Genomic DNA, 22594 nt, shown 5'->3' with positions numbered 1-22594 from the left:
ACGGGGGACTGAGAGCAGTGGCGAGAGCAGGCGGCACCGGTGGGGGCCTGGGCGCGGGAGCGGCACATCTGCGGGCGGAGTGGGGCCGCTGGTGGCGTACCGAGGACTGGAGTGACGTCCATGTCGCGCACTACATCCTCAACGATCAGTACCGGACGTGGATGAGGTTCCAGCAGCGCAACAAGGCCGAGGTGCAGCAGAGCATCGGCCTGCTGAAGGAGCAGCAGAAGTTCGCGCGGCAGTCGCAGATGATGCAGATGAACATGCAGCGCCAGCGCCACCGGCAAGGCCGGTACGGGGGTGGCGGGTACGGCGGCGGTATGGGCGCCTCGCCGGTGATCTCGTACCGGATGATGCAGTGGGCCAGTCTCCAGATGCGCATGGGCCAGCAGGAGTTCCGCCACCAGGAGATCACTCCCTCCATGCTGCAGATCGGCCGCGGGCAGGTCCGATCCCGCCGCCACTGGGCCGCCGCAGCATGGTTCCTCGCGCTCGGCGCGGTCTGGGCCGGCCTGTGGTGGGCCTCTGTGACCGCCGCCCTGGTCGTCACGCTCCTCGCCGTCACCGCGTTCGCCATCGCCGCCGCTTCGGCGGGCCGCAGCCTCAAGCCCCGCCGCCCGCCCGTACCGAAGCTGCTGTTCGTCCCGCCCACCGCTCCCGCGCACACCCAGCTCGCCGAACCCGAGGCCGAGGAGAAGCCGTTCGCAATCCGGGAGGCCGGGCAGGACCCGCGAGCAGCGCGGGAGGCGGTCCGCCTCGCGCTCAAGCGGGAGAAGGTCGCCATCGCGGAGGTACTCGTACCGGAACAGACCGCCTACGGCTGGAAGGTCCCGCTGGTCCTCGATGCGAGCGCCACCGCCGACCAGCTCGTCGGTGTCCTGCGGAGGGTCGCCACCACGCTACGCGTGGGGCAGTCCCGCGTTTTGGCGCAGTCCGCCGATCCCGAGGACGCCGCCCTGATCACCCTGCGGATCCTCACGAGCGATCCGTTCACCAACGCCGCGCCGTATCCGTACCGGCCGCCGCTCTCGTGCTCCATCCTCAACCCCGTCAGCCTCGGCCTGTCCCTGGAGGGCGAGGAGACCCCGGTGGTCCTGGCCGGACAGCACATCATGCTCGTGGCCAACACCGGGGCGGGCAAGACCAGCATGGTCCAGGCGATCGCCGAGTACGTCACCGCCTGCCGGGACGCCGTCATCGTGGACGTCGACCCGGCCAAGCGTGGACTCAAAGCTCTGGCTCCCCTGGCCGCGATGACGGCCCGAACCCCCGAGGAATCGGAGAAGGTCCTGGAGTCGCTGCTGGAGCGGGCCAGGCGCCGCATCGCCTCGATGCCACCCACCCAGGACATGTGGATCCCCACCCCCGAGGAACCGGCGGTTCTGGTGGCCGTGGAGGAGGTCCCGCAGCTGAGCGATCGTGGCCGGGCCCTGATGGTCGCGCTGCTGCGCATCGGCCGGGAGGCGATGATCACGGAGCTGATCATCACGCAGGACGCGACCAAGGAGGTCCTCGGCGCGGCGATCGCCGGTGTGCCCGGCGTACGGATCCTGATGTCCTGCCGGATGGAGGACGTACCCCTGGTGGTCGGTCGCCCCGACGCCGTCTCCCAGGGCTGGCTCCCGCACATGTTGGTGCCCTCACCGGTACAGGGCGACCCGGCCGATGCCGGTCGCTTCTACGCCGTCACCCCCCTGCACCGCGATCCGGTCCTGCGCTACGTCACCCCCCTCCTCCCGACCGAGGCCGCCCGCCTCACCCAGGAACGGATCGCCGCCGGCCTCCCGACCCTGGACCCCGCACCCGTCCCCGCGCCGGCTGCGCAGCCGCAGCCCTCGGCGCCCCTCGCCCCGATCGTGCAGCAGCTCCTCGCCGCGTTCGCCACGCACAGTAATCCCGAGTCGTTGAGCGTCGCGCAGATCGCGGCGCACTTGGAGGCCGCCGACCCGCAGGCGTGGGGGCGGAAAAGTGGGCAGACGAACCGTGATCATCTCGCCATGGTGGGCCGCAAGATCAAGGCCGACCTGAAGGCGGTAGGGCTGACCATCCCGTCCGGTCGTCTGAAGGGGGTGCCCGGACAACCAAGCGGTTACCTCTTGGCGGACATCCAAGACGCCCTGTCGTGACCTACCAACGACCTGCCAAAGTCTGGGTATGGCCTACTAGCCGGCCTACTGACGACCAGAATCGTTGTTGCAGCGGCCTACGGCCTACTAACCGCAGTAAGCCAGAAAAACAAGTTCTGACCTGCGATGACAAGCCAAGTAAGCCGATTCCGACCCCCCGGGTGGAGGCCCTGTGACCCCGCAAAATCCAGCAGTGCACACCCGGTCGGCGGCCGACACCCTCGACCGGCTCGTGCGCGACGTCCGAGTCGGCCGTGCCGAGTGGGGCCACCCTCACACCGTCCGCCAGGCCACCGAGGACCTGTTGCGCCTGGCCGACGCGATGGCCACCACGCTCCAGCAGATGGCCGCCGCCCTTGACCCGGCCGCCCCGGCCACCCGGCAGAGCGCGGGCGCTCTCCACCTGGCCGGCCAGGCCGCGGTCACCGCCGCCGTCCAGCTCCGCAACGCCCGCCGCACCCTTCACTGACCGTCACCATCCAAGGGGGGACCCTGATGTCCACCATCACCACCGCTGCGGGGGCCTGATGCTGTACGACGAGCCCAACAACCCGTGCGACAACATCACGGGACCGGTCAAGGACGTATGTCAGCCCAGCGGCAGCACGGGAGGGACACTCCCCGGCGGGGTGGTCACCCCCACCGACCCGATCGCCGAGCTCGACCCGCTGACCGCCCTGGCCAAGTCGACCGCGAAAGCCGCGCACTGGACCTCCCAGCAGCTCGGCCAGCTCGTCGGCAACCGCGAGGCCGTCGATCTGACGAACGCCGGCTTCCTCAAGCAGTACGCCATCGTGTTCGCGGCCTCTACGATCCTCGTCCTGGTGCTCTGGCTCCTGGCTGTCGCCAAGCGCGCGATCCGGGGCGTGCCGATGACGACCGCGCTGTCCGAGGCGGTCGGCTTGCTGTGGATCGCGGTGGCCGCCTCCGCGTTCACGCCGTTGATCCTCTACGTCGTGATCGGCGCGGCCTCGGCCGTGACCGATGTGCTTGTGAGCGCGCTCGGCAGCAACCCGAACGGACTGTTCGACAGTCTCGGCGCCGACCTCGAGGCCGGGAAGATCGGCGGCGGACCGCTGATCCTGTTCATCGTCTCCCTGGCCACCATCGCCCTGTGCGGGGCGCTGTGGCTGCTCCTGGTCATCCGGGCGCTGGCCCTGTACGTCGGCGCGCTGTTCTCCGTCGTCGTCTACGCGGGCCTGGTCGACCGGGACTGGTGGGGCCACAGCCGCCGGTGGGCCGGGTTCATGTTCGCTCTCATCGCCGTTGAGCCGGTCATCGTGATCGTGATCGGTCTCGCCGCCGCACTTCAGACCAGCCCGGACACGAACAAGGTCGTCACGGGCCTGGCCATCACCCTCGTCGCGCTCGGCGTCGCCGTCTACCTGGTGGTGAAGGTGCCGGCGCTCGGCGACGCGGTGAAGGTCGCCCGGACCGCCGCCAAGGCCACCGGCGGGGCCGCCCGCGCGGTGACCGGTACCGCGTCCGCAGCCAGCGGCGTGATGCGCGGGATCAGCGCCCACGGCGACCGCGGGAACTCAAGGGGCGGCGGGTCCAGCAGCATCGGCACCCAGAAGGCGCCGAACAACGTCGCCGGAGGCATCGCCGCCCACTCCCAGCGCAAGCCGAAGGACAAATAGACGCCTTGATAGAGCCTTGGCGCTGCCGGGTGTGCTGTGGGCCGGTGCACACGACGGTGTCAGAGGAGGGTGATGGCAAGGGCCAGGGCAAGGGCGGCAAGGGCGCCCGCGGTAATGAAGATGGCGACCCGCAGGGCCAGCATCTTCTTGAGGGCGATCTTGGAGAGGGTCACGAGTCGCTCGGCGCTGCGGTCGACGGCGAGGTCGGCGGTCACCTCCTCGGGCGTGCAGGTGGCCCAGTAGAGGTAGGAGCCGCGGGTGTCGCCGCCGAGGCGGGGCAGGACGATCGCGAGGACCAAGAGCAGCGCAGCGGCAAGGCCGGTGGCGCCGATGCCGACGAAACCGACGGCGGCGGCCGGGAGGTTACGGCCGGGGACGGCGGCGATGAGGACCGCGAGGGGGATGCCCAGGACGGTCAGGAGCGCGCTCGCCTTGGCATCAGTGCGGCCCATCTCAGCGATCACGTCCGTACGGGCCTGGAGGAGACGCTGGCTGGTCGTGGTCTGGCTGGAGGACTCCACAGTCCATTCCTTCTCTGTCTGCTCCCCCTTCCGGAGGAGGGCTGTTCGTACAGGCCGGTGATGAGTGGGTCGAGGCGCTCGTACACATCGCTGTGCTCGGCGGGCTCCCCGCCAACGGAGGTCACGGTGGCGTGGGTGAGGCGGAAGCCGTACGGGCGAGGTTCGTGACCTTCGGGTGCTGCTGAACGGAGACCCCTGCGCGGCAGGGGCCGAGGCACGACGGATGCCAGCGGCCGGGTTAGAGTCGAGAAAGCGCGCCCGCAGCCAGCTCCAATGGCTGCGGGCGCCCTTTGCTGTGCCTGAAATGGTCAGCGGCCGGCGGGGACCGTCTTGTCGATCGGGTCCGCGGCCACCGGGCCGCAGTGTCCGTCACAGCCCTGACCGTCGTGGATCGTGCAGCGGTAGCGGTGGACGCGGGTGCCGTCGTCGTGGACCGTCCACCCCTCTGCATCGTGGGGTCCGACGTCGTACGTCATGTTGTTCTGGGGCTGGGTCACTTCTGGCTCCCGTGCAGGTGGGTGATCAGGCCGTCGAGCAGCTGGTAGAGGTCGGTGTGCTCGGTGATGGCCGGGTCCGCGATGTCGAGGTGGCCCAGCTTCCGGGACCGGGTGGTGAGCCGGGCGGAGGTGAAGCGGAAGCCGTAGGCGTGGCCCTCCCACTGCTCGGGCTCGGGGTCGTAGGAGAAGGTGGCGAGGATCTCGGCGCTGCGGCGGACGTGTTCGACGCGGGCCTCGACGGTGAGGTTGATGGTGTCGCGGTTGTCGCCGTGGGTCTGTGCGGAGACGGCGGTGAAGCCGGGCAGGGGGCTGATCCCCTCGGTGAGCAGTCCGGCCTCGCCGGTGAGGTAGGCGCGTTCCTCGTCGTCCTGGTAGCGGATGAGCAGCTTGCTCTCGCCGGTCTTGCGCTCCTCGCCCATCAGGCCGGGGAACTGGAACCGGCTGTGGCTGTAGGCGTGCCACTGCGGGCGGGTGGTCTCGACTGCGCTGTGCTCGCGGGCGCAGCGGTTGCACAGCTGCTCGTCGTCGCCCGTGACGACGGTGGCGAAGGTGTCGATGCAGGAGAAGCACATGAACCCGTGGATGTCCCGGTCCCAGCGGGGGATCGGGCTGCACGCCAGGACCAGGTTGCCCCAGGACCCGACGGTCGCGGTGATGGTGTTCTGGCGGCGGCTGGCGTACTCGCTGTAGACGGAGGCGGCCCGGTCGTAGCCGTGCACGGCGATCAGGGCGCGGGCCCAAGCCATCTGCACCTCCTTGGTCTCCTCGGTGAGGTCCGGGCGGCCGTTGTAGGTCACCAGGACTCCGAGACCGGCGTCGTCGGCGAACAGGCGCTCCATCTCAGCGAGTAAGCGGGCGCGGGCGGTCTGCTGCTTCTGGGCGGTCGGTGACATGTTGGGCTCCTTCGTTCGTTGCTGGTCGGTGGGTGTGGTCACTGCTGGCTGGCGAGCTGGGCAAAGCGGAGGGTTTCGGCGGCCAGTCCCATGCGGCGCTCGTGTGCCTGGTCGAGGTTGGAGCGCAGCGCGTAGGTGGTCACTCCCGGCTCCTGGTCGAGGCCGGCCATCGCGTCCTCCAGGGCGGGGTGCCCGGCCTCCTGGATCTGCCGGTAGGCGGCCTCGTCCCGGGGGGAGGAGCAGAAGAACGGCCGCTTCAAGGCCGCTTCGGCACGCTCGCGCCACATGTCGATGCCGATGCGGGCCTCGTCGACTGCGAGGACGTAGGCGTGGTGGGCGGCCAGCCACGCGGCGGCCGTGCTCAGCGCCTCCCAGCGCAGTTCCACCTGGTGCAGCAGGCGGTCCCGTTCGGCGCGGGCGACCTGCTCGTGCGCCAGCAGGTGGCGGACTTCGGCGTAGCGGTAGGTCGTGTCCATCAGGCTCACCAGGCGCATGCCCTCGGTCTTCGCCTCCTCGAGGCCGGCGTCGGGGTGCTCGGCCCGCCAGCGCAGCAGCGCGGCGTCGAGCTGGGCCTCGAGCTGCTCACCGACGCCGGTGTAGCCCTCGATGTCGAGGGGGGAGAGGTTGGTAATCACGCTGGTGCCCTTCGGTCGATGGTCGGGGTCGATGCCCCGGGAGCGCAGATCGGCGTAGACGGTCGGGCGGCTGGTCCGCGCGGCCTCGGCGAGAGCGGAGACGGTGGTCTCGCCCGCCTGCCAGGCCGCGGCGACCAGGTCGGCTCGTCGTCCGGGGGTGGACCAGTCACGCAGCTGGGTCATCGCAACTTCTCGTCTCGTGCTCACCCCAACACCATCGCGTTAAATGGTTTTACATGGCAAGCCAGTTGACAGTATCCGGCTGGATCGGGTCCTCGGGCGGCCGAAACCTCGCCGGTGGGGACACCGGGCATCGGTGAAGCTCCCGCGTGCGCCAACTCGACCTGCGCGCCCCCACTGGCAGGCAACCGACCGACAGGCCCGGCAGGGGGTGGCGGGGGAGGAAGGCGCGGCCGGGGAAGATGTGCACATGACGCGCCCGATGCTGACCCAGCGGGAGGCGGCCGCCGCGTGCGGCGTCAGCCGCACCACGATCCGCCGCCGCCGCGAGGCCGGCGACCTGCCCGGCGCCTATGAGGACGCCCGCCGCGGATGGATGGTCCCGGTCGATGACCTGCTGGCCGCCGGTTTCCGGCTCAACGCCCCACTGCCCGCGGATGCACCGCCCTCCGCCCCGGCTCCGGCGCGTGGCGTGCCGGTGGGCGACGACGGCCAGGACGTGGCCGTCCTGCGCGCGGAACTGGCGCGGGTCCACGCCGAGCACACCCTGGCCCTGGCCCGCGCCGAGCACGCGCAGGAACTCGCCGAGGCCGAGGCCGAGCACCTGCGCCGCGAACTCTCGGCGCGCGGCGCACACATCGCGGACCTCCAGCGGGCGGTCGCGGCCCTGAGTCCGGCACCGGAGCGGGGTGTTCTCACCCCGCCGCCGGGCGGACCAACCGTGCCCGGCCAGTCCCACGGCGAACTTGCACGCCAACAGCAGGCCGGGGCAGAGCCGCGCCGGCGGTGGTGGGGCGGCAGGTCCTGACCCCGAACACAGCGGCGGGCGGCACCCGCGTAGGAGTGCCGCCCGCCGCTATGTACCCGGTCAGGACTGCGGCTGACCGTCCATCATCAGCTCGAACGAGGTCGCCCGGTACCCGCCCACCAACCGTTCCGCAGCCAGCTTACGGATGTCGGACGCCGCCGTCTGCTTCACGCCGAGGGCGCCCATGATCTCGCCGAGCGGGACCACCTCCATCTGGTCCTGCTCCGTCGCCCGCTCCGGATCGGCCCCGGCGGCCAAGAGCATCCGCGCCACCAGACGCTCGGAGCGCTCACGCGGCAGCAGACGGGCGTAGTCCTCGGCCTGCTGGGCTCGCGCCTCGATCATGGCCGCCTCATACCGGACTGCGGCCGCCGCCTTCTCCGCCGCCGACTTCTCCCCCGCCGCGACTGCCTTGTCTGCCTCGGCCCGCTCGGCGCGCGCCGCCTGCACCTCGGTCTCGGCCACCCACTTCTTCGTCTCCGCCGCCACCTTGGCCGCCTCCGCGCGCAGACGCTCGGCCTCCGCCTCCGCGCGCTCCGCCTCCACCGAGTCCTCGGCGGCCTTCCGGCGAGCGGCGGCCGCCGCCTGCGACTCCAGCGCCTCGGCCTCCGCCTGCGCCAGACGTTCCGCCGCCGTACCCAGGTGCTCCGCCTTCGCCTTGGCCGCCCGTGCCCTCGCCTCCGCCTCCGCCTTCACGGCCTCCGCGTTCGCGGCCGCCGACTCCGCCCGCGCGCCCTCGGTGCTCTCGGCCACCTTGAGGTCGGTCTTGTCCGCCAGGTCCTGCAACTGGTCCTGCTTCTTGCGCAGGCGCTCCTGCTCCGCCTTCACGCGCCCGCGCTCCGCCTCCTTCTCCGCGCGCTCCTCCGCCTCGGCCGCCCACTTCGCCGGAAGGGCCAGCGCCTCCTCCACCGTGTAGCCGCGGGGCGCCATCGTCATCGGCAGGAGCTGTACCTCCGTCGCTTCGGACAGGTCCCCCTCCAGCTCCTGGGTCAGCCACATCCGGTAGCCCTCCAACTCCTTCTCCCGCTCCACCATCTCCGGGTAGGAGCGCACCGCCGCCAGTCGCATCCGCCGGTACAGCCGGCCCGTACGCACCGGGGCCAGCACCCAGCGGTGCAGCGGGATCCGGTCGCTGGCCGTGCCGTCCTCGATGCGGGCCGCGTGCAGCAGCAACTTACGGGCGGCCTCCACACCCAGGACGAACAGGCCGGGCATGGCCGCGTGGCTCAGGGCCCACAGCGGATCCGCCGCCAGCCCTCCCCAGAACGAATCGCCCTTGATGCCGTCCGATGCGTTGAACAGGACCGTGAACAGGGTCATCGCGTGCGCGGCGAACCGCAGGACGGGCCACGGCGTACGGCGGCGGACCATCACCAGGTCGAATGCCAGGAGCGCGATGATCGACGCGTCCACTCCCACGGGGAACCACGGGGCGAGCGTCGTGCTGAACCCGTGGGCCAGGGCGAACCGCTCCAGGGTCGAGTACGAGGCGGCAAACCCGATCACACCCACCAGCGGCATGCCGACCACGGCCAGAGCCATCAGCAGCCAGCCGACCCACCGGCTCGGCTCACCGTCCTCAGGGGTGGCCGGGGCGGCCACCCCGGCCGGGTCGGCCTGGCCGGTGGCCGGGGCCACGGCCACCGGGTGGCCGACCGCCCCCGGCCCACCCTGGCCGCCCTTGCGCGGCGCGGGCGGAGCGCCCTCCTGTCGGGCCGGAGCGCCCGGCCGTGTGGCCGGAGCGGCCCCTGCCGTGAGCGGAGCGGCCGGGGCCACGGCCTCCCCCTGGCCTGCGTGGTGGCCATCCGTCAGCATCTCGTTCATCCCGGCATCCTCCCCCCTCGGATGCGGAGCCGGAGCACCGGCCCGCCCAACCGGAGCGGCAGCCGGTCCAACCGAAGCGGTGGCCGGTCCGGCCGGAGCGAACGGAACGGGCGGGCGGGTCAGATCGAACACGGTCTCGTGCTGAGTCGTCACAGATACCTCCAGGTGCGGTCGGGGGTGGGCCGGAAGAACGCTTCCCGGCCCACCTCGGGGCGGGTCAGGTCCAGGAGTCGGGGACGTGGCCGGTGCGGAGGACGGCCGCTTCGGCCCGGTAGTCGGCGGCGTGCCTACGGGCGATTGCGGCGCAGCGGCGCGCCAGCGCACGGGCGGCCGGTGCCTCGGTGGGGTCGGCGGCGGCGGTGAGGCCATCGCGAGCGGCGTCGTCCGCCAGGACAGCTGCGGCCTCGAAACCGGCGGCGATCCTGGCCAGGTCGGCGGGAGCGAGAGTCTCGATGTCGATCGGATCCATCAGGGGTCCTTCCAGGGGGCCCCGGGCCGGCGTGGTGGCCGGCCCGGGGCGAGATGAGGGGTGGCGGTGGCGATGCCCTGTTGGGGGTGCACTTCCGCGGCCTCGGACGGGTGGTCAGGAACCGGACTGGGGGTGCGGGCGGGCCAGGGCCGGCTGCGGCTCGGTACGCCCGTCCCGCTCGTGCGGGGTCGGCCTCACCGGCAGGGGCGCGGCCATCAGCAGGCCCCGCACTGGCCGCCGACGGTCTCGGTGTCCACCCACGCTCCGCACTTGGAGCACTGCCACAGGTGGGCGATCACGCCCAGGAGCCGCCTCACCGCAGACCCCCCACCGCGAGAGCGAGCAGCCGCGTGGTCCAGCCCCCGCAGCGCGGGCACACGTACTGGCGGCCCTTCGGGTCGTGCTTCATCCGCCGTCCGTGGCAGCGGGGCGCGGTCGCCCGGCTCATCACTTGCCGCCCTTGGGCAGTCGGCCGTTGGAGCCGTTGCCCGCGCCCGGGGTGCTGCTGGGCTGCTGGGGCCGGACGTATCCGCCGTTGCTGTAGACCGTCTCGTGCTTCGGGTCGGGCCGGGTACCCGGCGCCATCGGCATCGTCTTGCGAAGTGCCATGATGGGACTCCTGTCCGTATGGATGGGGAGCCCCGGGGCGGCCGCCCTACTGCCAAGAAAGTCGGCCGCCTCGGGGTGTCTTTTTTTGGTGCTCCCGACCCCTCTCGGGGGTCGGTGTCCTGGGTGTCAGGGAAGGCCGTCAGGGCCCCTGTTAGGGCCCGTTAGGCGGCCGATAGAACCGCAGGTCACAGGGCCGATAGGCCGGTCTAACGGGTCTCCTGGGCCCGGCCCTTGGAGAGGGCCGGGGAAGGGGTGGATTCGGGGTCCAGCAGCCCCCCGGGAATCAGCCGCAGGACGGCCGATGCGGGGGCGCTGGCGGGGGTCGGAACGGGGGCCTCGGCGGGGGTGCCGGCGGCCGCCTCGGCGGGCCTCTCCCCGACCGCCTGAGCGGACACTCGGGCGGGGTCCGAGGGGGTCTCCCCCGGGGTCTGGACGGAGACTTGGGAGCGGGCCGCAAGCAGGGCCGCGGGGGTCATCCCGAGGGCGGTGGTGGCAGCGTCCACGCGCAGCCCCACCCGGGTCACCGGCTTGCCCTCGATCCGCATGCCCAACTTGGTCTCCACCGGCAGGCCGCAGCCCTCCACCCAGGTACGGAGGTCGCCCACCTCCGTACCCTCCGCGAGCAGACCGGCGGCGGCTGCAGAATCCAGCACCACGTCCAGGTGCACTCCCGCCCGCCCGTTGCCCTCCGCCTCGGCCAGCGCCCCCACGACGTGCAGCAGCAGCGCCGTTCCCCGGTCGGGCGCCGGTTCCGCGTCCTCGGCGTCCTCCGCGTCCTTCGGCTGCTCCTGGTCGTCGCCGACATCGGCCGGCAGGGGAGGGGCGACCGCGAGTGCGGCGGCCGTCCATCCCACGGCGGCGGCCGCGGCGACGTACGGCCCGATCCCCTGCGGGATCACGGCGAGCAGCCGGGGGACCGTGACGGAGAAGACTGTGCCCACCACGCCGAACCCCACGAGCGAGCCGACGGCAAGGAATCCCAACGCCTCGCCCGCCGGGCGGCGCACGGGGGAGACCCGCGGGATGTCGTCCGCGTTCGGCTCCGGATCCTTCGCCTTCTGGGCGGCGGCCACCGCCGCCTCGAAAGCGCGCTGCTGCTTCTCGTCGGTCGCTGCGGCGTCGCGGCACGCCATCGCCCACACCGCAGGGCCGAGGGCGGCCAGCCGGGGGAGGCACCGGCAGAGGCGACCGGCGAGGACGACGGAGCCGCGCAGCAGGGAGGACACCACCGTGCTGCTCCCCCTCGTGATCATCTTGACCTCGTCGCTGGTGCTCACCAGGTCAGCCGATCTTCTGCGCGATGGCGAGGCCGATGGTCTGGCCGACTGCCCAGATGCCGCCCGCCTGCGTGTAGATGACCCCGGCCGCGATGCCGAACAGGGCCGGCCACCAGTAGTTCTTCCAGCGCGGCCCGAGGGCGCACAGCGTCACGCCGATGGCCGTGCAGCCCATGCCGGGGTCACCGCTCGACACCGCGTCGGAGAACGTCACCGGGACCTCGGCCACTCCCTTGACGGCGTCCGCGAACGTGCCGCCCGCCGCCACGGCCAGCGTGCTGAACGCCACCCCCCAGCCGGTCGCCTTCTTCTTGTTGTCGATCTTGATCGTGTCGGAGCCCCGGAGCCCGAACAGCAGGGCGGCGCCGGTGACCATCGTCAGGCCGGACAGCGTCATCGGCCCGGCGAAGCCGGTCCCGGCGGCGAGGGTGACGTCTGCGGCAATCTCGTGTGCGGTCACAGCGCGCCTCCGGGGGCGTACAGGCCGACGCCCAGGGCGAGCGTGGCGAGGGGGATGCGGGCAACCCAGCGCACCGGGGCGCGCCATGCGGCGGTGCGGGATTCCAGGGCCCACCAGCAGACGCCGGCCAGGGCCCCGGCCGCGATGAGCGGGAGGAGCATGGAGGACCACGGCTCGGTCGCCGCCATCACGTCCGTGATCAGCGGCGCGGTGCCCTGACCCCAGAAGGCGGCGCCGAGGGCGGCGGCCGGGCGGGCAGCGAGGCCGAGCAGACCGGGCAGCCCGCGCAGAAAGCCGCCGACCTTCCACCCGCCGTACGCCACGGCGCACGTGATGACGAACGCCCCGCAGTTCGGGACAGAGTGGACGGCTGCCGCCATGAGCGGCTCAGCGCCCATCGGGTTACCGGTGGTGAGCCACAGAGCGCCGTGCCCGGTCAGGGCGGCCGACCCGTTGTAGGCGAGCCAGCGGCGGCCCTTGCTGTCCTGGGGCACCAGGGCGGTGGCGGCTGAGGTGATCCCGGCGGTGATCTGCGCGCGGCCCAGACGCCCGGTCACGGCCTGGATCGTGGCGCGTGCCGTGCCCTTGGCGAGCGGGGCCGCCGCCGGAGCAGCGGGACCAGCGGCGGTACGGCGACGGCGCGCCCGGCGCGCCGATTTCGTGGCCGGGGTACCGGCGGAGCTCGCGCTCACTTCGACGCCCCGTTCTTCGCACGCTTGCCGAACAACCGCACGTGCAGCGCCCGCCGGTCCGCCTGACGCATTCCGCCGCGCACGCCGAGGATCTGCGACGGGGTGGAGGAGTCGGTCAGGTCCTCGCTCAGGCACCGGGCCAGGGCCGGGCAGCCGTCGCAGTAGTCCAGCGCCGCCCGCTCCGGCTCCGAGGGCACAGCCGCGCCCGCCGTCTGCTCCCACGACTTCGGGTAAAACACCTTCGGGTCCACGCCCATGCAGGCCGCACCGCCCGACCGCTCCCGGCGCACTACCGGAGCGGGGGCCAGGTCTTCGTGCTCCCACAGCCGGTCCAGCCAGTCACCCACCGGACGCGCCGCGACCCAACCCTCCGGAAGCGAGGGAACCCCGCCCACGGCGCTCATGCCACACCATCCAGACGCGCCATCAGCCACGCCCGGACCCGCAGCTCATCCCCACCCAGGCCCAGCGCCTCCGGCGCCGCCGGGGCCGGCACGGTCAGCGCCGTGGTGCAGAACCGGGACGGCAGAACCGTCCGCGTCCGCACCACGGCGCCGCGCACACAGCGCTGCACCCTCCACCTGCGCAGAACCTCTGTCACCATCACCACGTCGGCGTCCTCTCAGATCGGACCACCCGACAGCGGCCGTGGGGCTGCAACCCCTCGGCCGCCGCCCGGCCGGTGCTTACGACACCGGCCGGGCACCTGCGTATCTGCAGGTCGGGATCACCCAGGCACACCGCTGGCTAGAACGATCTGTTCGACCGCGCCAGCAGTTATTGACTAGGCATTAATGAGAATGCCGCCGCTGCGGCGTATTGTCAATAACGACTAGGCGATATGGTGGCCCTGTGGCCCCCAGGCCGACACAGGAGGTGACCACCATGACTAGCTCCGGAGACCTCTCCGCCGAGCTACGCCAGCGCATCCGCGAAGGCGAGTTCGCTGTGGGCAGCAAGCTGCCGACCAACGCCGAGCTGATGGCCGCGCACGGCGTGTCGAAGGGGACCGTGACGAAGGCGATCAGCGCTCTCGCGGACGAGGGTCTCGTCTACTCCTCCAAGAGGGCCGGCACCGTGGTTCGCGCCCAGACAGCCGTGCAGATCCCGCTCAGCCGGTACGGGCAGACCCTCGCCCCCGGCGGCGCGCTGGGCCCGTGGGAAACAGCTACAGCGGCCCAGGGTCTGGACGGGTACATGCAGCTGATCGCCGTGGAACGGGTCCAGGCTGACGCCGACACCGCTGCGCTGCTGAACCTCCCCGAGGGCGACGAGCTCGTCTACCGCGTCCGCCAGGCACTCATCCGCCCGTCGGACGTTGTCCAGCTCCAACACGCCTGGTACCCCGCCGCCCTGGCCGAGGAAGCCGGACTCGACAGCACTGGAAAGATCACAGGCGGCGTGTACGGCGCGCTCACAGCAGTGGGCCGCCGGCCTGCCACCGCCACGGAGACCGTCAGCGCCAGGATGCCCACCGAGGCCGAGGCCGCGCAGCTCCGCATCGGCGGGCGAGTCGCCGTCCTCACTCTCAACCGCGTCACCTTTGACGCCGCCGGCCACCCCCTCGAGGTACTTCGGGCAGTCGCTCCGGCGGACCGGCTCCAACTCTCTTACGACAACCTCCCCCTGTGACACAGACAGGGGGAGCGAGGCACTCCCGCACTCCGGCACTCAGGGGGCGGGTGACGGTGACGGCGCCTCCCCGAAGGGGATCACTTCGTGTATCTTTCAGATACCTATCGATCATGAAAGGTTGCATGATGCCGAATCCGGACCCCTTGGCGCGGGTCGACGCCCTCCTGGACGACGTCCTGCCGCCGCCGCATGTGCGGCAGCAGCTGCGCCTCGCCGCGGGGCTCACCCAGCTGGAGGTCGCGGAGGCCGTGGGCGTGAAGCGCCTTGCGGTGGCTCGGTGGGAGCTGGGTCAGACCAATCCGCGGCGGCCCCACCGGGCGGTCTACATGCACCTGCTCAAGAGGCTCGCAGAGCGCTACCCCGACGCTGCGGAAGCGGACGCGGGCATGCTGACGCCAACCTCCGAAGGGGGATTGGGATGACCTAACGGCCATCGGCCGCGCGCGCCAAAAAGCGGACTACCAATCCGCTGGCCTCGCGCGGCCCGTCTACCGACCGGGTTCATACCCCTTGTCGGCTGCTCAGGTCCCAGTTCGTACCTGGTCCTGAGCTGCGGCTCACCGAGCCGCTCTTTCTTCCCACCGGCCCCTTACCAGGGCCACCACCGGCCACTCACCACGGCCACCACAGCTGTAGCAGTACCGCCCGCTTCACCGGAGGCCCCCACCACAGGGGTCTTCGCGCTCCACAGGCAACCAAGAGGGGGGAGAAATCTCCCTCCGCCCGATCGGTGTCTGCCCCGCTTCTCACGAAGGGGGGCGTCCCGTCACATCCACATCCGGTCGTCCAGCCCCGAGGGGCTCGAGCGGTCCAGCTATATGGAAGGCGAGGTCGTTCTCATAGTGCACGAGAGTGGTGTCCCTTGTCAGGTCGACCCTGTCCGTTTCACCCCGGTTCAGGCTCGGCAGGCGTCCCGCGTGACGGGATCGCCGTCCAGTTCATTCAGCTTTACGCAGTTCGTACCGGAAGTTGGATTTCCGGTAGGAAGCTACAAGAGCAGCACTTTCGGGGCGGGCTCGCTGCGCGCGGTCGCGGCGTCGGCCGCCCCTCTCATGCACCCGATGACGGAGGTCATCAACAACTGCCTCGGCGGCGGTGTCCGCGAGGGCAGCGTCCCGTGTGGCGGGACGGGTTCCAAGATTCTTGCCCGCCGTGCGGGAGTGCCGGGGGGTATCCGGGTTGAGCGGGCTCTGTCCACAGGCCGCCTGGTGCAGGGTCGGCGGGTGGATCACGAAACAGCTGCAAACGGGGGTGTCCGCTTTGGCGTGTACACAGGCCCGATGGCTACTCAGACGGTGTTCGGCAGTTCGGCTTCTGCGGTGTTCACCGCTCCTGTCGGGGCGGTGGGCCGATGAGCGCCCTGGCGGCGGCCGCCGCCCTGGTCCCCGCTCAGCGCTCGTCCATGTCCCCTGTGGCGTCCAACGCTGCCCCGATGGTGCGACGCCAGCGGGTGAAGGTGCCGATGCGGCTGGTGTCGTCGCCGTTCTATGCGGACGTCGCGCTGTCGGTGTACGTGAAGGTGGCGGCGCTGGCGGCTCGGCCGGAGGGGTGTGACGCGCGGTCGGTGAAGATCGCCTCCTACCTGGGGCTGTCGGTGGCGTCGGCGGAGCGGGGGATGAAGCAGCTGACCCGTCCGGGGCCGGACGGGATCGTGGAGCTGCGGTCGCACCGTCGGACCCTGCCGGGCGGCAAGGGCCAGTCCGCGCTGCGGAGGGTGCGGGTGATGACGCGGACGGAGAAGTTCGTGTGGCTGCCGGTGGCGGCCGCGGAGGACCTCACGCCCCGGCAGCTGCGCGCGTACGCGGTCATCATGTTCGCGGAGAAGATGGGCATCGCGCTGACCGTGGGGGAGCTGGCGGGATACCTGCGCCACCACTCGGGGAGGAAGGCCGGCCAGCCCATCTCGGCGGCGGCGGCCGGTGAGGTCGTTGACGGTGTCGAGGCGGCGCGGTGGGTGACGGTGCAGCGGCGCGCTGGCTTGCAGGGCCGTCACCGTTACATCGCCCACGACATCGCCCCCGAGGCCGTCGTGAAGGCTGGCGAGCAGGTCGCGGACTCGGCGCCGGAGGAGGTCCGGGAGGGCGCGGAGCAGCCTGTGGAAGGTGTGGTTGACGGGGCGGCATGTCCGTTGGTTGGTGAGGGATCGGGTGTGCGGGTTGATGAGGGATCCCTCGCGAATAAGGAACTACCTAGGACTGACTCACCTGATGACGAGGGCGCACTCATCTCACCCGCCGTAGGCGAGGTACAGGTAGTTGAGGGCGCTGAGGCTGTCGAAAACGCGGCTACCGCCCAGGCGCGTTCGGAAGGCGAGGGTGGTGTCGCGCTGCGCGCGGGTGAGATCAGCCAGCCCTCCTCGAAGCCGAACGGCGAAAAGCGCAGCAGCAAGGGCGGGGGGTCGGCCCGGTCGTCGTACACCGGACCGCAGCTGGCCATGAGCCCCGAGATCTATGCCGTGTTGGAGCCGGTCCACGTGCTGCTGAAGCGTGTGACCAACGACTTCGTCGTCCGGAAGATTGCCCGCGAGGTGGGCCGTCAGCTGCGTGAGGGAACCGTTGCCGACCGTCTCCACCACCGGCTCACGGCCCGCCTGGCCAAGGTGATGATCTCCGACATCCGTGACCCGGGCCGGTGGCTCCTCGGGGTGGCCCTGCCCCGCTGGGGCTGCGGCCACCAGGACTGCGAGGCTGGCATCATCTGGCGGACCGGGGCGGCCTGCGAGCTGTGCGCCGAGACCGTCCAGGACCGGTTCGCCGCCCGCCAGCGCGAGCAGCGCTTGGAGCAGGGCCTGTGCCCCCAGCACGGCACCCGCCCCGGCCCGTCCGGGCGCTGCGCCGACTGCGAGCTGGAGGCCGCCATCCGGCGCCCGGCGCGGGTCCCGATGGCCCGGGAGCCCGAAGGTGCGCAGCGCTCCTCGTGCGGCGGCTGTGGATGCGTGATCTTCCTGACTGGCCAGGCCGTCGACACTGGCCTGTGCAGGCTCTGCCGTGAGGAGGCCGACGCCCTGGCCGCCGTCGAGCCCGCGGCTCCCGCTGCGCCGTCGGTGCCGGGGACCTGCTCCGGCCGCGACGGTGAAACGCTCTGCACCCGCAGGGCCCTGCCGACCCGCAGCGTCTGCCTCACCCACCGCTCCCAGGAGCTCGCCGGGGAGGTGACGTGATGAGCCAGACCCCCCAGCCCAGCGGTGTGGACCTGGCCCGCGTCGCACTGCGGGCGGCGCGGGAGGCCGCGAAGAAGAACGGCGCCCGCACGGCGAAGAGCAAGCCGCGACCGGTTCGGACGGTCCGGCGCGACGGCCGCGCCCCCATGGGACTCGGCGAGGCGTTCACGACGCTCATGGCCGAACGCGGCTGGGACCTCCCGGCGGCCGGCGTCGGCCTGTGCGAGCGCTGGGTGGCCCTCGCCCCCGACCTCGCCGACCACGTCGCGGCGGTCGGTTACGAGGCGGAGCGCGGGGAGCTGACGCTGCGCCCGGACTCCACGGCTTGGGCGACGAAGGCCCGCCTGGAGGCGTCGCGGATCATCGCCGACGCCAACCGGTCCGCGCGCACCGACGCGGTCCGTACGGTCCGCGTGCTGTCACCCGGCCCTCTGCCCGCGCCCAGCGCGGCCGCCGACCCGGACGCGGTGAGGACCCCGGTCCCGCAGGGGCCGGTGCGTACTCGCGAGACGGCGGCGGCCGGCTACCACCGCGCGCTTGAAGCCCACCAGCAGGTTCACACGCAGCGGCAGCCGGACCCGGCCATCGCGGCCGCGGTGGAGCGGCAGAACCGGGTCCTTCGGGAGGCGAGCCGCCGCGCGTTCCCGGAGTCGGAGGCGGCCCGTGAGGATCAGCCGGCACCGATCGATGCCGCCCTCGCTCAGCGGCGCCGTGACGCCGAAGCCGTCCGGCGAAGTGCGCTGCACCGGGCCCGAGCCGAGAGGGCCGGACTCGCCCAGCTGCCCGTCCGGGTCCCGACCGCCCCTCACTCGCTGGAGCAGACCGGATGAGCAGCTGGTCCACCAGGTGCTGCTCAGGGGCTGGTGGTGCGGTCACTGAGGTAGCGCTGATCGGCGGTCCTTACCCGACGCCGTTCCTTGTCCAGACGCCACTCCTGGACACATGCGTGCAGCACGCCAAGGATGACGAAACCGAAGGCGAGACCAGCCCCGATATGCGTGACCTTCTCCATCGCCAGCCCATCACCCGTAGCTGCAGGTCCTCCAGCGGAACCCACTGTGGCGCTGGCCACGAACGCCCATACGATGGTGGCCATGACGCCGGCCGCGCACCACAGCGTGCCTACGGTCATGGGGCGTCGCAGACGCCGTTCGGTAGGAAGCCCCAGTTCGGTACGCATCGCCCGTACTTCCGAGTCGTCGCGTCGCATCGCCACCTTCTTGGCGACAGCGCACGCGATGGACCCCAGACCCAGCGGTGTGGCCAAGTAGAAGAAGATGAGGGGATCGACCGGCAGTCGCAACAGGACCGTCGACATCACCGCGAAGCCCACGCATGCCAGCGCTCCGGACATCGCGTCCCATTTCCGGTTCCACAACTGGTCGGCACCGTTCCGCCAGATTCTGCGGCACCGCAGCACTATCCAGACCGCGCCTGCCCAGATCGCCGTGCACATGACCACTGCCGCCACCATGGGGTGGCCCCCCTCCCTAGGCACCAACACCAGTCGGCCAGGATGCCCAGCCGCAGTTTCGCGGCCCCCGCCTGGCTGGCGTTGTTCAGGATGCTAGAGGAGCCTCGCGGCGCGCGGCTGGCGGCCTCATCCACACCAGGGTTGATTGTGTCAGCGGGATGATCAGCCAGCTCCCGACCCTGTACATCGGGGAGGATGGGGTGCGGTCTCAGACGGTCACTGACTGCGGGGCGCCGGAGCTGTTGTGCTGCTCGTCCCACTCCTGAATGACCGTGCGCAGCATGGCGGCGTATTCGGGGACGGTGTCCTTGCGGGCCGCGACGCTGCGCAGGTACGCCCCGGCTCCCTGGATCAAGCCGGAGCGAGGGTGACCCTGCACCATGCCGCGGTGCGTGCCGGGGGATGAGACGTGGTTCCAGGCGTCGAAGCACGGGCCGTCGGCGACGGGGATGTGGCCATCGACGAAGGAGCCGTCGCGGCTGGTGCAGCGCCAGGTCGTACCCATGGCACAGCTCCGGCAGGCCAGGGTCCCCACCATGGCGGGGAAGCGGCGCTGCCATTCCGCGTCCAGCGCGAACACGTCGCCGGTGAGCGGGATGTTCTTGCGGCACAGGCAGCAGCTGATGCGGAACGCGACGGACACGGCGGAGCTCCCAAAAGGCCGGCGGGGCAGGACGGCGACAGCCTGGCACCCGGCCGCGCGCCGGGCCCGGAGCCATGCCGACCGCACCGTAGCCGTTGCGGCTGCCCGCAACAGTGCGCGACCTTGCAACACCCGCTGCAACAGACCCCTGCAACAGACCCCGTTTGCACCTCTGACCTGCGGCAACTCCCGTTGAACGGACCCCGCCACCCCGTGTTGCATCGCCACTCATGAGCGATTCATTGCGCGATCTATGCGCGATTCATGAGCGACTGAGGTATGATGGTGAGTGGAGGTGACCTCTGTGTCCACGGATGAGAACGAGCTGTTCAGCGCGGTCGACGCGCTGCTGGAGCAGGTCGCGCAGGATGAACTACCGCCCCCCGCGGAGCGCCGGCGGCTGCGCGAGGCGGCAGGGCTGAGTCAGGATCAGATCGCCAAGGTGTTGCAGGCCCGCCGCGAGGCGGTGGGGAACTGGGAGACCGGCCGGACTGAGCCGCGGCCGCCGAAGCGCGCCGCGTACGCCCGGCTTCTGGAGGGCCTTGCCGCGCGCTTCCCGTCCCCGGCCGCCGCCGCGACGGCGCCTACTTCCTGGTACGGGCAGACGAGCACACCCGCTCTCGACATTCCGTCCCCGCCCGCCCCTTCCGCCGTGGACGCTCCGGTGCCGGAAGCGCCGACGGCCGTGAAGACCCCACCCCGCCCGGCCGCGGACACCAAGCCGTCGGCATCGTCGCGGCGCCCGGGCGCGAAGAAGGCCACCGCGAAGCCCGCGCCCGCCCAGGCCGCCGCCGACCCGCGGTTCGAGAACGGTCCGCTCGCCGTCCTCGACGTCGAGGACGGCCAGGTCGTGGCGTACTGCGTCGGTGGCCTGGTCCTGGACGTGCCCGCCAAGACCCTGCCAGCCCTGGTCGACTGGACGCTGACCGAGGCAAAGCTCGGGCAGGCCCGCCTGCACCGCAGCGGCTACGACGCCGACCCCATGCTCGTCCTCACTCCGGCCGCGCTGGAGCGCTACGGCCTGCCCACCGCCCTCACACCCGAGGAGCGCAGCGCCGGACGCCTCAACGACCGGCACAAGGTCATCAAGCAGGTCGAGCGCGCCGGGCTGGAGCTCACCAAGCGCGGCTTCGGCGCGTGGACGCGGATCTTCTACCGGCCCGAGGACGGCAAGCGCCGCTGCGTGCAGCTGTGCATCCCGGCCTGGGGCGCACTGCCCACGAGCGAGTGGGACGACAAGAAGGACCCCCAGTTGCCGACGATGTCGGCGGCGGACCTCGCGCGGTTCCTCGGCTCGTACGCGGAGCGGGTGATCACGCCGCGCGGCTTCACGGCGACCACCGGCCTGGCCTTGATGACGGCGCTGCGCCCGCCGACCCGCGCGGAGAAGGACGAGGAGACCGGCACGTTCGAGCGGGCCGTCAACGCCGACGCGCTGACGGCCGTGTACCCCGTGGTGGAGTGCGAGGTGCCCGACGAGCACCCGATCCTGAAGGGGAAGTGGCCCCGCCACCACCAGCGGACCCCGGACCAGATGCTGATGGAGGAGCCGTTCAGCTGGTGCCGGGAGCTGACCGACGACGAGTGCCTGAAGCCGTACCTGGTCGGCATCGACGTGAACATGGCGTTCGCCGCCGCCGCCAACAGCCTCGTCGTCGGCCTGAACGGGCCCACCCACCTCACCGGCAACCCCGCCTTCGACAAGGCGCTGCCCGGCTCCTGGCTGGTCGACCTCTCCCACGTCGACCTCTCCCGCGCCCGGGTGGGCGGCCGCACGGTCGACGGCGACCGGCTCCCGAGCCCGTTCACGCCGTCCGGGGAGCGCCCCACCGGCCCGGCCTGGTACGCCACGCCCTCCGTCGCGTACGCGGTCCAGCTCGGCTTCGACGTCGCCCCGATCGAGGCGTACGTCCGCACCGAGACCGGCCGCTACCTGGACCCCTGGTACGACCGGCTGCGCGACGCCTACCTGGCGACGATGGCCGACCTCGGCGTCACCCCCGGCATGGACGACCACGAGTTCCTCGAGGCGATGGCCCGTGTCAAGGACGGCGACCCGGCGCTGAAGCTGCTGCTGAAGGCGATCAAGGCGACCGCGAAGGGCGGCATCGGCAAGCTGCGCCAGCGCAACAGCCGCGGCGAGGTCCCCTACTACGAGCCGTGGCCGGCCCTTGAGCGCGAGACGTGGCGCCCCGACATCCGGGCCGCCGTCCTGTCCACCGTCCGCGTCATCATGCACCGCAAGATGATGAAGACCGCCGCGGCGGCCGACATCTACCCCGTCGCCATCGCCACCGACTGCCTCGTCTACCCCTCCACCGGGCCCTCCCCGCTCGACCTCCTCCCGTACACGCCCGACGGCAAGCCGGTCACCGGCACGTTCCGTCTCGGCGTCTCGCCCGGGATGGTCAAGCACGAGGGAACCCAGACCGTCCTCTGGGCGGAAGCGGAATTCGAAAAAAGCGGGGGCCTGTTCAACATCGCCCGGAACATCAAGAACGGCCGCCCGGCCGACGACGACGGGGAGTAGACGATGGTCAGCTCGCTCGGGGACAGCCTGGACCGCGCCCTGGAGAAGGCGTTCACCCGCCCCGCCCCCAAGAGTGCTCAGGCGCAGATGAAGTACCTGGTCAAGCAGCTCAAGGGCACCAAGGCCGCCGCGGAGGCGCTCGGGGTGTCCCAGCGGACCGTGGAGCGGTACGTCAAGGGACAGCTGAAGCGGCCCCGCCACGACCTCGCCGCCCGCATAGAGCGCGAGGTCAAGAAGCGGTGGCAGCCGCAGCTGAGGGCCAAGGCGAAGAAGGCCGCCGCGACGAGCACCGGGATCGTCCTCTCCACCCAGGCGCGCTTCGGGTTCACCGCAGCCCCGGGCACCACCGACGACGGCCGGATGCGGCACATCACCCAGGCGCTGTCCCCGCAGTGGGCCCAGCAGCTGTTCGACGCCCGCGACCAGGGCGCCACCGAGCAGCAGCTCCTCGACATCGCCGCCCAGGGCCTGGGACACCACTACTTCCGCGACAACAACCGCCGCGCCCGCGACCTGGACGT

The 22594-nt window shown here is 71.6% G+C and carries 24 protein-coding genes; 10 read left to right on the top strand and 14 right to left on the bottom strand.

Features of this window, described 5'->3' with window-relative positions; all coding sequences use genetic code 11:
- Window positions 1-17 precede the first annotated feature (17 nt).
- The 3 genes from IE185_RS31230 to IE185_RS31220 all read left to right on the top strand — a co-directional run bounded on the left by IE185_RS31230 (window position 18) and on the right by IE185_RS31220 (window position 3766).
- Complete coding sequence (locus IE185_RS31230; RefSeq protein WP_189716448.1) at window positions 18-2126, top strand: hypothetical protein; 2109 nt, start codon at window positions 18-20, stop codon at window positions 2124-2126.
- 193 nt (window positions 2127-2319) lie between these two features.
- Window positions 2320-2595 carry a hypothetical protein gene (locus IE185_RS31225; RefSeq protein ID WP_138896637.1) on the top strand — a complete coding sequence of 92 codons (276 nt, stop codon included), beginning with the start codon at window positions 2320-2322 and terminating at the stop codon, window positions 2593-2595.
- Window positions 2596-2653: 58 nt separating this feature from the next.
- Window positions 2654-3766 (top strand): ABC transporter permease, encoded by a 1113-nt coding sequence (locus tag IE185_RS31220; RefSeq protein ID WP_138896638.1) that lies wholly within the window; start codon window positions 2654-2656, stop codon window positions 3764-3766.
- A gap of 59 nt (window positions 3767-3825) precedes the next feature.
- On the opposite strand, the gene IE185_RS31215 is transcribed toward IE185_RS31220, so the two are convergent.
- The 4 genes from IE185_RS31215 to IE185_RS31200 form a co-directional block, all read right to left on the bottom strand.
- A complete protein-coding gene (locus IE185_RS31215; RefSeq protein ID WP_138896639.1) occupies window positions 3826-4287 on the bottom strand; it encodes a Pycsar system effector family protein in 462 nt (153 codons plus the stop codon).
- Window positions 4288-4595: 308 nt separating this feature from the next.
- Complete coding sequence (locus tag IE185_RS31210; RefSeq protein WP_189716445.1) at window positions 4596-4784, bottom strand: hypothetical protein; 189 nt, start codon at window positions 4782-4784, stop codon at window positions 4596-4598.
- Window positions 4781-5677 (bottom strand): hypothetical protein, encoded by an 897-nt coding sequence (locus IE185_RS31205; RefSeq protein WP_138896640.1) that lies wholly within the window; start codon window positions 5675-5677, stop codon window positions 4781-4783. The genes IE185_RS31210 and IE185_RS31205 overlap by 4 nt, the downstream gene beginning before the upstream one ends.
- Before the next feature lie 38 nt (window positions 5678-5715).
- Entirely contained in the window at window positions 5716-6495 is a 780-nt protein-coding gene (locus tag IE185_RS31200) for a hypothetical protein (RefSeq protein ID WP_138896641.1), read from the bottom strand.
- Window positions 6496-6742: 247 nt separating this feature from the next.
- Between IE185_RS31200 and IE185_RS31195 the strand changes: the two genes are divergently transcribed.
- On the top strand, window positions 6743-7300 hold the full coding sequence (locus IE185_RS31195) for a helix-turn-helix transcriptional regulator (RefSeq protein ID WP_170198339.1): 558 nt from the start codon (window positions 6743-6745) through the stop codon (window positions 7298-7300).
- Window positions 7301-7360: 60 nt separating this feature from the next.
- Here IE185_RS31195 and IE185_RS33780 read toward each other — a convergent pair whose 3' ends face one another.
- The 8 genes from IE185_RS33780 to IE185_RS31155 form a co-directional block, all read right to left on the bottom strand.
- Window positions 7361-9124, bottom strand: a complete 1764-nt coding sequence (locus IE185_RS33780) for a DUF2637 domain-containing protein (RefSeq protein ID WP_170198340.1) — start codon at window positions 9122-9124, stop codon at window positions 7361-7363.
- 217 nt (window positions 9125-9341) lie between these two features.
- The gene (locus tag IE185_RS31185; RefSeq protein ID WP_170198341.1) at window positions 9342-9593 is read right to left on the bottom strand and encodes a hypothetical protein; all 252 of its coding nucleotides are present in this window, start codon (window positions 9591-9593) and stop codon (window positions 9342-9344) included.
- Window positions 9594-10040: 447 nt separating this feature from the next.
- Entirely contained in the window at window positions 10041-10202 is a 162-nt protein-coding gene (locus IE185_RS31180; protein WP_170198342.1) for a hypothetical protein, read from the bottom strand.
- A gap of 206 nt (window positions 10203-10408) precedes the next feature.
- Window positions 10409-11479: a hypothetical protein gene (locus tag IE185_RS31175; RefSeq protein WP_189716443.1), complete on the bottom strand. Its 1071-nt coding sequence runs from the start codon at window positions 11477-11479 to the stop codon at window positions 10409-10411.
- Window positions 11480-11483: 4 nt separating this feature from the next.
- Entirely contained in the window at window positions 11484-11939 is a 456-nt protein-coding gene (locus tag IE185_RS31170) for a hypothetical protein (protein WP_138894989.1), read from the bottom strand.
- A complete protein-coding gene (locus IE185_RS31165; protein ID WP_138894990.1) occupies window positions 11936-12496 on the bottom strand; it encodes a hypothetical protein in 561 nt (186 codons plus the stop codon). The genes IE185_RS31170 and IE185_RS31165 overlap by 4 nt, the downstream gene beginning before the upstream one ends.
- 131 nt (window positions 12497-12627) lie before the next feature.
- Complete coding sequence (locus IE185_RS31160; RefSeq protein ID WP_138894991.1) at window positions 12628-13035, bottom strand: WhiB family transcriptional regulator; 408 nt, start codon at window positions 13033-13035, stop codon at window positions 12628-12630.
- Window positions 13032-13241, bottom strand: coding sequence for a hypothetical protein (locus tag IE185_RS31155; protein WP_138894992.1), 210 nt, complete (start codon window positions 13239-13241; stop codon window positions 13032-13034). Before IE185_RS31155 ends, IE185_RS31160 begins: the two co-directional genes overlap by 4 nt.
- Before the next feature lie 275 nt (window positions 13242-13516).
- Here IE185_RS31155 and IE185_RS31150 point away from each other — a divergent pair, with 275 nt between their 5' ends.
- The 4 genes from IE185_RS31150 to IE185_RS31135 all read left to right on the top strand — a co-directional run bounded on the left by IE185_RS31150 (window position 13517) and on the right by IE185_RS31135 (window position 18256).
- Window positions 13517-14263 carry a GntR family transcriptional regulator gene (locus IE185_RS31150; RefSeq protein ID WP_138894993.1) on the top strand — a complete coding sequence of 249 codons (747 nt, stop codon included), beginning with the start codon at window positions 13517-13519 and terminating at the stop codon, window positions 14261-14263.
- 113 nt (window positions 14264-14376) lie between these two features.
- Window positions 14377-14688, top strand: a complete 312-nt coding sequence (locus IE185_RS31145; RefSeq protein ID WP_229843799.1) for a helix-turn-helix transcriptional regulator — start codon at window positions 14377-14379, stop codon at window positions 14686-14688.
- Window positions 14689-15617: 929 nt separating this feature from the next.
- On the top strand, window positions 15618-17426 hold the full coding sequence (locus IE185_RS31140) for a hypothetical protein (protein WP_229843798.1): 1809 nt from the start codon (window positions 15618-15620) through the stop codon (window positions 17424-17426).
- Window positions 17426-18256, top strand: a complete 831-nt coding sequence (locus IE185_RS31135) for a DciA family protein (RefSeq protein WP_138894994.1) — start codon at window positions 17426-17428, stop codon at window positions 18254-18256. Before IE185_RS31140 ends, IE185_RS31135 begins: the two co-directional genes overlap by 1 nt.
- A 23-nt stretch (window positions 18257-18279) precedes the next feature.
- On the opposite strand, the gene IE185_RS31130 is transcribed toward IE185_RS31135, so the two are convergent.
- Window positions 18280-18900: a hypothetical protein gene (locus IE185_RS31130; RefSeq protein WP_138894995.1), complete on the bottom strand. Its 621-nt coding sequence runs from the start codon at window positions 18898-18900 to the stop codon at window positions 18280-18282.
- A 208-nt stretch (window positions 18901-19108) separates the two neighbouring features.
- Entirely contained in the window at window positions 19109-19543 is a 435-nt protein-coding gene (locus tag IE185_RS31125; protein ID WP_138894996.1) for a hypothetical protein, read from the bottom strand.
- A 304-nt stretch (window positions 19544-19847) separates the two neighbouring features.
- Here IE185_RS31125 and tap point away from each other — a divergent pair, with 304 nt between their 5' ends.
- Together tap and tpg are read left to right on the top strand one after the other, a co-directional pair.
- On the top strand, window positions 19848-22073 hold the full coding sequence (gene tap, locus IE185_RS31120; RefSeq protein WP_138894997.1) for a telomere-associated protein Tap: 2226 nt from the start codon (window positions 19848-19850) through the stop codon (window positions 22071-22073).
- A gap of 3 nt (window positions 22074-22076) precedes the next feature.
- Window positions 22077-22594, top strand: a 518-nt coding sequence (tpg, locus tag IE185_RS31115) for a telomere-protecting terminal protein Tpg (protein WP_189716441.1), incomplete at its 3' end; no start/stop codon positions are given.

This window comes from Streptomyces chryseus (assembly GCF_014650755.1).
Taxonomy (GTDB): domain Bacteria; phylum Actinomycetota; class Actinomycetes; order Streptomycetales; family Streptomycetaceae; genus Streptomyces; species Streptomyces chryseus.
This window is presented reverse-complemented; position numbering and strand designations above follow the sequence as displayed.